At 55.6% G+C, this 11343-nt stretch carries 7 protein-coding genes and 2 tRNA genes; 7 read left to right on the forward strand and 2 right to left on the reverse strand.

The genetic code is table 11. The features are described from left to right. Positions 1-4 precede the first annotated feature (4 nt). A tRNA-Leu gene (locus A37W_RS0114500) sits at positions 5-91 on the forward strand. 59 nt (positions 92-150) lie between these two features. Beyond that, a complete protein-coding gene (locus A37W_RS0114505) occupies positions 151-1419 on the forward strand; it encodes a DUF6538 domain-containing protein (RefSeq protein ID WP_018303762.1) in 1269 nt (422 codons plus the stop codon). Positions 1420-2707: 1288 nt separating this feature from the next. Here the strand turns inward: A37W_RS0114505 and A37W_RS23420 are convergent. Next, entirely contained in the window at positions 2708-3856 is a 1149-nt protein-coding gene (locus A37W_RS23420; protein WP_081617154.1) for a restriction endonuclease subunit S, read from the reverse strand. 1 nt (position 3857) lies between these two features. Then, positions 3858-5957 carry an HsdM family class I SAM-dependent methyltransferase gene (locus A37W_RS23425; RefSeq protein ID WP_081617155.1) on the reverse strand — a complete coding sequence of 700 codons (2100 nt, stop codon included), beginning with the start codon at positions 5955-5957 and terminating at the stop codon, positions 3858-3860. A 1233-nt stretch (positions 5958-7190) separates the two neighbouring features. On the opposite strand from A37W_RS23425, the gene A37W_RS0114520 reads away from it, so the two are divergent. The 5 genes from A37W_RS0114520 (at position 7191) to A37W_RS0114540 (ending at position 11342) form a co-directional block, all read left to right on the forward strand. Beyond that, entirely contained in the window at positions 7191-8402 is a 1212-nt protein-coding gene (locus A37W_RS0114520; RefSeq protein WP_018303765.1) for a YonV C-terminus-related protein, read from the forward strand. Positions 8403-8587: 185 nt separating this feature from the next. Then, on the forward strand, positions 8588-8827 hold the full coding sequence (locus tag A37W_RS0114525; RefSeq protein ID WP_018303766.1) for a hypothetical protein: 240 nt from the start codon (positions 8588-8590) through the stop codon (positions 8825-8827). 179 nt (positions 8828-9006) lie between these two features. Beyond that, positions 9007-9609 (forward strand): hypothetical protein, encoded by a 603-nt coding sequence (locus A37W_RS0114530; protein WP_018303767.1) that lies wholly within the window; start codon positions 9007-9009, stop codon positions 9607-9609. Further along, positions 9610-10383 (forward strand): hypothetical protein, encoded by a 774-nt coding sequence (locus A37W_RS0114535; protein ID WP_156169123.1) that lies wholly within the window; start codon positions 9610-9612, stop codon positions 10381-10383. 875 nt (positions 10384-11258) lie between these two features. After that, positions 11259-11342 (forward strand) — tRNA-Leu (locus tag A37W_RS0114540). The last annotated feature ends 1 nt before the right edge of the window (position 11343 follow it).

The raw sequence follows: 11343 nt of genomic DNA on the forward strand, positions 1-11343 counted from the left end.
ACCTGCCCAGGTGGTGGAATTGGTAGACGCGCTGGCTTCAGGTGCCAGTGTCCGAAAGGACGTGGAGGTTCGAGTCCTCTCCTGGGCACCACTCCTTTGATTTACAACGATTTCCTTCGCCAGATGTAACGGCGGCAGGAGTCGTTTGCGATGAATGTGAGTGCGCCTAAGGGCCTCTTCCGGAGAGGCAAGGGGTACGCCCTAAGGGTGGTCGTCCCGGCCGAGTATCAGCCGATCTTGGGTAAGAGAGAGATCGTCCGGGGTCTCGGCACGTCTGACCTCGGGGAAGCGTTGGCTCGCCGCAAGGAGGTGCTTGCGGAACTCCTACCGGCGCTGAGCGAAGGGCGACTTCCGGAAGCCCCGAAGCAAACCCGTGGTAGCCCCAAGTCCAGCCCGTCGCAGGGGCCGACCGTCAGGGAGACGGCTCACCGTTGGATGAGTGAGGCCGACGGCATCAAGTACTCGACCAAAGTGCGGTACCGCCAGCACCTGACCGCCTTCGAGGACTACTCGGGTAACGTGGCTGTCGCCAAGATCGACCGGCAGTTGGCCCTAGGATTCCTCGACCACATCCGCGCAACACCCTCAGAACGTACCGGCGAACCCCTCGCAGCACGTTCATTGCAAAGCTACACGTCTTGCCTTGCCTCCTACTGGCGGGTCCTTGACCACTGGGGGCTGGTCGATCCCGATATGCGCAATCCCTTCTCGGCCCTCCTGCGGCGCGTGGCGGGACAGAAGCGAAAGAGCGACCCTAGAGCTAAGAACCTCCGTCCAGTAACACGACAGGAAGCGGAGTCGCTCCTGAGGCTCATCGCGGACGCTCCATCGCTCAAATACCGCTTCGAGATGTTGGTGACCGTCAGGCTCCTTTGGGTGACCGGCTGTCGCCTTAACGAAATCTGCGGACGTTCCCTTTCCGATATCAAAGACTACGGCGACCACATCCGCCTCAACATCCCTGAGAGCAAGACGGAGGCGGGGCGACGCGTAGTGATGATCGTCGGGAAGGACGATTGCGACCTGCTGAGGACGGCCGTCGTTCGAGCGAAGATAGCCGAGCCCTCCTGCCCGGAGAGCAGGGGCCTCCTGTTTCCTAGGGTGAACCTCGGGGGATACGACAAGCGTCCAAGCCACTACCTCGGCAAAGCCCTTGAGAGAGCCCGAAAGAGCCTCCCCGGCGACCACAGCGAATGGGATATGCACTCGTTCCGCAGAGCGGCAGTATCTGCCTTGGTGAACGCGGGTATCTCGCGAGAGGCGCGGAACATGGCGGTAGGGCATTCCAACAACGATGACATCGGCGTGTCCGTCTACGCGAAGCGCGGCGACCTAAGTGACGTCCTCAAGGAAACCTTCAGAGTACTTCATCGACAGCTAGGAGGAAGCCTCAATACCAACCTGCCAATGTCATCTTGAGAACGAGAGCTGCGCCTATGGGCGACTAGGGGAGTTGCAGGGATTGATCCGGCTTCTTCTTACGACCATGAAGGGAGGGATCGAGGCTCTCCGCGTACGACCCGACTGAATACTGATGCTAGAGACCCGCATGCTTCTTGTCGAGCCAATAAGCCAATCAAGGACAAACCGCGCACGGCAACAGCCCACAGCGATCAGCGATCAGCGATCAGCGATCATCGATCATCGATCAGCGATCAGCGATCAGCGATCAGCGAAACTTATCTTCCGTAGCCTGAGGCTACATGAAACTTCCTTCTAAATCACAGCTGCGATCTCATCCGTTAAGTAAGTCTTCGATTTATCGGCCGTGACGGGCTACCTATCGCTTGACTTCACTCCCCACCTCCTAACGCGACCGTGGGAAGCGCTGAACCTTCAGAACCGAAACGATCAAGGACCCGAATGAAACGTGGATTGTGGCTCGTTGTACAGCAGGTTCACCACAGCCTGAAGAGGCGGAGCAGTACACGTCGATGTTTCAACACCTTAGCGATCGATCGCAGCGAGAGAGCCGCCCTCGGCGTTTCGAGAAGGGCTCTGCTTGATCGCTTGGCGGGCCGCTGATCGACGTCTTAGTCTGTTGAAGGGGCGGTGGCGATGATCGGGACGAGGCAGTTCGCGCAGGGTGCTCTGTTCTAGTTTTCATAAAATGACCATGCTCCGTCTGCTCCACCCAGTCCATCCATCGGCAGGTTCTCGTACCGGCAGGTTCTCGAATCGCCTGGCGCAGCTAATGGTTCTCCAGCTCCAGCGCCTTCATCCTCTCGGCAGTTTCGGCAGGAACGCCAGCTCGAAGGCCACCGTCGATCTCAGCGCGATCCATTCTTTCAGCGTCTGCGCCGCCCGCGCGTTTTTCGTCATTTCGTTACGATAGGGCCTGCATCGAACGCCTGCCAAAAATGATCAGTACGTTGAGGGGAGGGGCACTGGCGGCCAGGAGGCTGTCGGCGTACTTCTGAAAGCGGGTGGCGCTGCGATGGAATCGTTGAACTGACGGAAGAGCTGCATTAACAGCCGCGCTTCACGGCGAGGGAACGGTGTCTAACCGCGCCCGGCCTGCCGGTGTCTGCAACTCCTGATTAGGATGGTGCCCATGAGCAAGACCACGAAAACCTTTTCCCCTGAAGTGTAGCGCAGACCGAAAATAACTTGAGATTCAACTTTTCTCATCGGACATAGCCATCAAAGGCTCTTTGGACCGGAACTATTTCAAACCCAATGCGATCCGATAGCCGATAAAATTTCATTACCTGACACTGAACCCCTCCACTAGTACCCGGGCCCTTGACAGGCTCTCGACTTTCTCAAACATGATGTCTCGCATGCTCCTCAAAGCAAGCATCCTGTCCGCACTCCTGACTTGCTCTTCCCGGTCAATCCGCCCGGCATCGTTCAGGGGCAATGGCAGGGTCACCGTTTTAACCATCTCTGTGGTAACACGCGTGTAATCATGAGACCCGTCGTCTCGATACCTTCCAACGGCAGCCTCTAGAAGAATCGGCTCCAGAACTAGCGCCACGTAGGGCAAGTGGAGAAGCTCTTGATACTCACGCTGCGGCTTCAGAACCCCACAGTGGGAGTTGGCCGCGAAGCGCCCATTTCGCACGAAAACATACCCCGCATAGCCATCGGCTGACCATGTCAGGCAGGGACCTTCAAACTTAAAATCGCGCACGCAACCAGCTACTTCGTTCTCACTTGAAGATCCACTGTAAACAGGATACTTCCCAGGGTTGGACCTAATGTACGACTGAGTAAGTCGTCCGTCTCCCCTAACCGGCCGCTCGAATAGCTCGGAAACCTTAAACTGCGCAATTTCAGATGTCGCAGGGGATGGTTCCAGCATGCGCATTTCATCGAGCTTCTGAGCAAGATCTTGCAGTCTGCTCCGAAGGACCTTTACCTTGGCGAAACGACGAGCCAAAGCCTTCTGGTGGACAATAGAAGGAACGCCGGAGTCGTCGATAGGCACATCGACCAAGACCTCTCCAGCTGCTTTGGTTGCGATCTTAGTGTAATCGGCCTCCCCCGAATCCTTAAATCTTCCCGATGCTGCTGACGTCAGGGCGTTGGTGAGTGAGACTGCAAAAAAATCTAGGTCGAGCTGGTTTCGATACTCTTGCTTTGGAAGCAACACGCCGACATCGCGCGAGACTGAGAATCGGCCGGACCTTACAAGCGCATGGCCAGCATACCCATTAGTCGTCCAAGTAATGCAATCACAGTCATACTCGTACGTGTCTATCAGCCCGGCAATCGCTCCCGCTGATATCGACGCGGAATACACCGGATATACGCCGGGGTTCTCTCGGAAATAACTCTTGACGAATTTGGTATTCCCCCTTCTTACGTCAAATAGCTCGGACACGCTGAACTGCTTTAGCGTCAAATCCATGCTATAGTTCCGCTATTAACTTGGCCAGCTCATCGTGAGCGGCACGAAGACTGTCAACAAATTCCTCTTCAGTTAGGCTGCTTGGCTCAAACTCCAGCCCAATCTCGGCCTTCTCCCCTTTCGACCATGCACGATCAACAGCCCATGAGCCGCCAGCGGAAAAATCCGAGATAGGCAGCAGCTTAAGCCTCGGTGAAGACAAGATCCCGATGGCGTCCGGATCTTCAGAAAGTCTTGAACGGATAGAAATGAAGGCTCGATATAGTCTTACCAATTCCGGCATGTCATCCGTAACAGTGGGCAACCTCAAACTATCGAGCGTCTCACCGAAGTGAGTCACCATATAAGCAAATACCGGACCCTTTTGCTCTTCAGGCTCGACCTTCTTCGTAAGGCAGAGAATATAGGTCTTCTTTTTGACTGAGTAGAAGGTCTTAACGGGTAGGGAGATAATTCCATCGATGAAGCACCTCTCTCGCAACCAGCGTCGGAGCCGGGCGTCCGCTGACCGAATGAAGACGCCGTCGGGAAGTATGACGAATGCGCGACCCCCTGGCTTCAGCTCCCGGACGATCTTCTCCAGAAACAGCCCCTCCAGACCCGACCCCCCGGCGTTATACTTTAAGTTCGCGCGCTTCGCCGCTTCTCTTATAGATCCGGCTCCGCTGTTGAGATACGGTGGATTAGATAGGATAAGATCATAGGTGTCTGATCTTATTTCAGAAAGCGAACCGAGGCTTGTATCTCTATAGAGCGAAAAAACTCTATTAAAAGCAGCGGCTATTGCAGAAGTTGCATTAGGATGCCTTCCAAGCAAGTCGGATTGGTAAACGACAAAGTTCGCTTTCGCAAGAATTATTGTGAGATTCTCATCCACGCCTCCGCCCTTGTCGAAGCCGAAGTATGAGACGTCTGAACTAATGGAAAGCCCTTCGTCCCCCGCAGCCCCCGATAGGGAGTGGCTTTCGAGGTGAAACTCCGGCCGCTTCAACCGACTTGCTCGTCGTGATGCAGCCTCTAAGGGAAACCCACCCACCCCACAGGCCGGATCACAGATTCTCGCTCCGGAAGGCAACCCTTCGACGTCTGCCATATCGACTATGGCTTTCATAACTCGGCGGGGGGTAAAGAACTGACCTAGGGAACGTTGCCCTACACTTCCCTTAAGGAAGTCCTCAAAGAGCCGGCTCTTGAACTCTTTGTCAATATGGGTAAATTTCCCGCCCTCTGGAGAGACTTCGTACTCTTTGAACTTTTTAAGAATCTTTTTGAAAACGTGATTATGATCCCTGTTCTCATGATTAAGTGCGAATCCATTGATGAGTGTCGTACCATCAACTGCGCTAGCGGGAAATTTCGACTGGATGACCTTTCGTACATTCGCCTGATAGTAGCGCAGGCAGTTCTGCGGGGTCTTTTTAAGAACCGCCTCGAACGAGATCTCAGTCTCATTTTCGTCGATGGTCAATATTCCCAGGTCTGATAAGTACTTGAACATGAATATCTCTACAAAAGTAGAGAGGGCTCGCTGAGGTGACGGGGTATTTCCTGCGCTGTAAATGTCCTGCCAAACCGAGCGGGCGAGGGCCGATGGGTTGAGCGATCTGACCTCAAGAAGCGTATCGCCTTCGAGTCTTTCATCGAGGTTTAAGACAAGTTCGAGCTGCTTCTGGTCTTCTTGTGCTGCATCGGTCGCGACGGGACTCCGGAAAACATGTCGTATTTGACTTCCGTCCTCATTCTTCAGAGGAATTAGCTCACCGAGATCTGACGGTAAAAACCAAATAGAGCTCGAGTTGTCCGAGGAGACGCAGAACTTTGCATTTAACGCAGCGCCAACACTACTCGCCTGAACTACCCCATCGTCTTTCGATAGATCATCCTTGAACTCGATTACAGCGACCACTCGAGGGATTCGAGCCCTCCGATCGAGGATAAGGGCATCAGGCTTACGACTTTCGAACGCCTCGTAATCACGATTTGGGATAAGGCCGGCGATCTTGAGTGCCTTTAATGTTGTTGCTCCGATATTTAAATACTCGAAATGGGCGTATGCCGCTCCGCCATCTTCTAGCCTACGCTGTTTGAGTTCTTCTGCCATATTCTGTTGTCCACTCGCCGGAACCTTGGGCTTTGGTAGCGCTTGCTAAACCATAACGCAACATCCTACTAGTATAAACTAGTTCGCCGCCCGGTTTTGTGGCCATCTCGCAAGCACTTGCGCTAATTTGATCCGAGTCGTTCGCTTCGATATACCGCGTGATGCTCAAAGGTCTGCCCCATTATAGACGCCCCTCTTCTCTGTCGCGAATAGCGGGTTTCTATCGCCGCGCCCCAACTAGATATTGGCGACCCTTGAATATTTGCGAAAAATGCTTCAGGCGATATCGGTGGTTTAGAATACGGCTTCCCCCCCCNCCGCCCCCCCCCCCTGGCCATGGCCGGAGCGGAGAGTTTGCCCTGCTCCGGCTCGTGCGCCACCAGCTTCGGCTGAAGTCGGGCTCTCACCTACCATTTTTACCCGGAACGTCTAGGGGGTTCGAATAAGGACACTCGCAGCAAATCCTTCATCGACAGTGGCTTAGGGCAGGGGAGATGCGAAGACTGTGCGGGGTCGCATGAATACCCGCCACAACGAGAGAAAGGAGCGACACGGCCCGAGCGTTTACCCCTCACTAGGGCATACAAGCGGCAGAACGGCAGGAGGATGCGGTACAGCAACGAGCGCGACCCATGGCACACTTGCGGGCCATTTGGCACAGTTGCCGCTTAAGCTGCTGAAATCAAACGCGCCACAGGGGATTTACATCCACCGGGATAATTTACTTGTAAATCAGTGCGTTAGCCGGTTGACGGCTCTCGGCCAATGACCTACCTACCGCTTGCTCTTTGACATCGCCGGTACAGGCGGCTGACGCACCCAAGGTGCGAACTAGGGGAAACCCGATGATGTGAGATAGCCGTCTTTAGTCCCTGCAGCGGAAGCTTTGGGGGACGAACAGGTTAGCCGCTCCTTTGGGACGGAGTGCGCGCGTTCGCTCGCGTGTTCTTTGTTTTCAGGGTGGGGCCTACTCAAGACATAGAACAGCCTGCGGTCATACCCACGACCGCCTCAGGGCCCTTAGTGGCTCAACCTCAGCGCCTTCGCCTGATCCTCAACAACACAAACACTGAAGGCGCATCACTGCGGCAACACCATGCCGCCAGGCTACGAACTATTCCAATGCATTACGACAGACACACTTCAATCCAGTTTCCTCCGGCCTTCAACGCCGGACCCCGGCGACCGTTGGTCTTCTATGACCGCCCAATGGGGACGGGGAAGACTACTGCCATGCTCAACGGCTTCGACCCTCGCACTAAGTACCTGGTCGTTCACGACACCCTCGATCAGTGCGACAGCGTCCTTGCGAACCCGAGCGGCGTCGAGTTTCACCAACCGTCGAACACCAGTGGCAGCAAAGCGAACGACCTGGTGCGGCTGGTCCGCTTGGGTAAGAATATCGCCACCACCCATGCGCTCTACCCGTCGCTTGTGGAGGTCGCACGAGACGGTTACCTTCGGGACTACGTCATCATCATTGACGAAGTTCTCGACCCCGTGAAGCGAATGCCTGCGCCTCAGGAGGGCGTTTGGGATGCACTGGTAGCCGCTGGTTACGTTTACGTTGACCAGAATACCGGAAAGGTCATTCCCACTGCGAGGTGGGCGGAGAACCTTCAACGGGTAGACGGAACGCTCACCCAAGGGCTACTGGAGGCGGCAACTGCCGGGCTCCTGTACATCACGGAGAAGCGGGAGATGTTTGTCCTGCCCATTCCGGTTGAATTGGTCAACTCGGGAAACTCCGTCACCATTGCCACCTACCGCGCCAGGGGTTCGACCCTAGCTGCTTATCTCGACAAGATGGGCATCCCATACGTTATCGACCGAGACATTAGCCTCGACCGAAAGCTACGGGCAGATGTCCGACGGTGGGTGACAGTCAAGGATATTCCCTCTCTGAGGGAGGTACGATTTTCGAAGAGCGGTCAAGACAAGATGGCTTCCTCCGATTGCCGCAAGGTTCAAGTCGCGCTCAAAAACGTCAGGCAACGCCAGCTTCGAAACACGCCAACAGACCAGATTTTGGTCGGGTGCGCGAAGGATAGCTGGTACCATACAAACGGAAGGAAGACCTACGAGGACCGCACCGGCAAGTTCTCCAAAGGAACCGGGCTCTTTACCGAAGCCAATTGGGCACCTGCAAGGGTTCGAGGTACCAATGAGTTTCGAGAGTGTAGTGTGGTATTCTCTCTGTACGACTATCACATCAGCCCTCCGGTCCTGGAGTGGCTTGGGAAGGAGGACGACAAACAATTCAAGGACGAATACGCATTGTCCGAACTTCTTCAGTTCGTCTTTCGGTCCCGCATTCGGTGTCGGGAAACACTCGCTGATCCCTCGATAACCTTGTACATCCCTTCAGAGCGGATGCGCTCGCTGTTCCTCGACTGGGCGAACGATGGCGTACCGCCGGAGGCGGCACTTCGGGTTACCCGATGATCACCCTGAGTGACGATCAAGCTGACGTTGATCAGCGCCCGAATTAATCTCTCAGAATCAACTACTTATGGGCTCGATCGTTAAGGGAATCTAAGAAGAACTTGGGGGTGAGATGGGGCAATCCATCGTGTCCCCTCGGTTAGACTTCGGTCGAACTTACGACCATCTTTCAGGAATTACCTACCATGCAACTTTTCACCTTCGCCCTTCGGGGGCTTCTTTCGTCTCTCAAACCCGGCTCCTATCACCCTCGCTACATCGCCAGCTTGCTCGGGCTATCCCCCGATGACTGGAAGCGGATGAGCAAGCTGTACCTGTACCCTGAGGGGTCGTTGGGTCGAACGATCCTTCAGGAAATCGGGGTTTCAGTGGAAACCAAGGTCAACCCTGAGGGCCTCCGCATCTCTCGTCTTGCGAAGCGTTGAGGCCCCAAGCGAAGCACCTGCGGAAGCAAGCAGAGCGAGAGAGGATCGAACGACGGAAGCGGATCAATCAGGAGCGGCCCTGTAGCTGCCAAGGTTGCTCTCGTTCCCGCCATCGCCTCTCTCCCTACTGCACCGCCCATTACCTCCGCTACCGACGGCACGGCTCGCCGGACGGACCTTTGCCGACCCGGAGTGAGCTCAGGGAACTTGACGAAGCAATCAAGTTCTGGCTCGGGAATGCCCTATCGACCGATGAGCAGATAAGCAGCTTCAAGAAGCTTTGGGGGACGGCAGTCCGGCGGCTCCACAAGCCTCCGTCCATGGCTCGGGGATACACCTTCCTAGAGGGCGACACGGGGCTGTCTCAGGCCGAACGAGGGGATATCATCCTCGCCAACTACCAGCACCGCCAAGGGCATTCCCTGAGTGACGCCATGGTCCGTTGGATGAGTTGCCGCCTCTGGGCCGAAACCCTATTCCAGATGCCAGCCGGAAAGAAGCACCGCGACAAGGAACTCGACAAGTTCGTCAACCGCTATGCGGGACAGTTCGTCGTCGCAAGAGCGGGCATCTCTAAAACAGTTCCCCCGATAATACGGGGTGAAGATGAGAGAGTGTATAGGCTCTCCATCGGCAAGACAGCCAACGTCTCTCGCGCTATTGGCGCAGCTTTAGGCGATGCTGTCTCCTACGCCATGGGCAAGACATGGCACCACAATGAAGACTTGGCGAGGGCAACGGACGCGATCCTCCTTGCCGCTATTGAACGCAGAAAGAAGTAAATGACTAACAGCAATTACGGCGACTACGAAAGCAACTTCCCCACCTCCAACATTGTCAGCGACAATGAAATGGTATCTTCCGCTCGAAACGTTACAGGAGAGAAGGCCGAGAGAGGTCACTTCAAGACGGGCAGCATTGCAATTTCGGATGACGAAGCGAATGACAATCCCAATGTCGTCAAGCGAAATGGCTTCAGAATGGCGACAGACGGTGACTATCAGCCGGGCGACGTTGTAATGTACAATGGCCTGGAATTGACAGTCGAGCAGGCCCGACAATTTGGGGTAATGGGTTTCGTGCCGGACCAAACGCACGACCATGGCACCGGCGAAGACATCTCGGGTGAAACTGAAAGTGGCCCTGAGACCACCCTACATCCCGACGCGGAACTCCTGGGCGATCAGGTTCGCCTCCGGTTCGGGGATCGGGCTCCACAAGTCATGGATGTCTTCGTTCGCGACTTGACTGAGAACGGGGAGATGAGCGAGGCGGGGCTGGCATTCGCAAAGAATGAACTCGGGTTTCCCCCGGAGTATGTGCGAGACACCGTCCGGCGACTTGAAGCCGTGGGCACCGAGACGCTCAAGGGTTTCCTTAAGGCTGGCGACAACCTCGGAGAACAGCGGATGCAGTTTCTCGCTGGCATCGCCACCCATGGGGGCATAAGCGAAAAGCAGGCGGTTCGCAGACTCTGGACCGACGCTGCACTGGGCAGGATTAACCGGAAACAAGCGGCGGATGCGTACGCCAAACTGGTGAACCGCTATGCCTGATTCAAGCCCCAATGCCACTCACGATGAACTTGAGCAACTCAATGGCTTACTCTGAGGGCTCTGATCCGGAAGATCAGCGACGGTACAGCCACAGGCACCGACATGGCTACAGCCTCAAAGCTGCTTATCTCGAATCGGGTGCGTCCCGACCAAGACGTTTCAGAACATGAGGCTTTGGCGGGGCTGATTCGACCCGAGGATTTCCCAGTCCAGTTCTGATCACCTACGCAGGGGAGAGGGGAAGACTTCCTCTCCCCTATAGCGGTGCGAACATCTCGCAGTCCGCTCGATATACTGCTACTTTCGACACCATTGTACCGATCTTATGGCTAGTCCAAACCAATTCCGACGACGCGAAGTCGAAGGTGAATACGTCAGTGTAAGTACCGCGAAACGCCCCTATCGTTAGGCGATTTCCATAGCGGCCCAGTTCAACGACTGTCGCTCCGTCGCCGCTATAGCTGAAGGAACCAATAGTGTCCGTAAAGAAGATATCCCAAGATGCGGCTCCGAACGATACAAGCGTCGTCTGGCCCCCAGATATACCGTCTTGCTCCCACCCCGGGCCCTCGGGATTCATCACGGGGTCGTAAAAGAAATACCCCTGTCCGGCGGATGGCCCACATTGTGCTATCGGAATTGCTTGATTGGTCTGCGCCTGAGTCCCTGCCGTGCACACCCCTATCGTTGCGACGCACAGTCCCGCCATCGGTAGTAGCTGAGTTCTCATGTGTGCCTCTCGGTCTTGTACGGGCTTGACCCCTGCGTACGGGTAAACCCTTACTCGAACCCGTCGGGTTCACGAAGGAAACCTGTGATCAGAGTGACAGGGAGCCCTCGGCTAACACGCTGTCTATAGCGGCTCCACACGACCTGCCCAGGTGGTGGAATTGGTAGACGCGCTGGCTTCAGGTGCCAGTGTCCGAAAGGACGTGGAGGTTCGAGTCCTCTCCTGGGCAC

It is taken from the genome of Wenxinia marina DSM 24838 (genome assembly GCF_000379485.1).
In the GTDB taxonomy this organism is placed as follows: Bacteria; Pseudomonadota; Alphaproteobacteria; order Rhodobacterales; family Rhodobacteraceae; genus Wenxinia; species Wenxinia marina.

Coding starts and splice junctions, on each gene's coding strand:
- A37W_RS0114505 (WP_018303762.1), top strand. CDS start 151: ATGAATGTGAGTGCGCCTAAGGGCCTCTTCCGGAGAGGCAAGGGGTAC.
- A37W_RS0114535 (WP_156169123.1), top strand. CDS start 9,610: ATGACTAACAGCAATTACGGCGACTACGAAAGCAACTTCCCCACCTCC.
- A37W_RS23420 (WP_081617154.1), bottom strand. CDS start 3,856: ATGGATTTGACGCTAAAGCAGTTCAGCGTGTCCGAGCTATTTGACGTA.
- A37W_RS23425 (WP_081617155.1), bottom strand. CDS start 5,957: ATGGCAGAAGAACTCAAACAGCGTAGGCTAGAAGATGGCGGAGCGGCA.
- A37W_RS0114525 (WP_018303766.1), top strand. CDS start 8,588: ATGCAACTTTTCACCTTCGCCCTTCGGGGGCTTCTTTCGTCTCTCAAA.
- A37W_RS0114520 (WP_018303765.1), top strand. CDS start 7,191: ATGCTCAACGGCTTCGACCCTCGCACTAAGTACCTGGTCGTTCACGAC.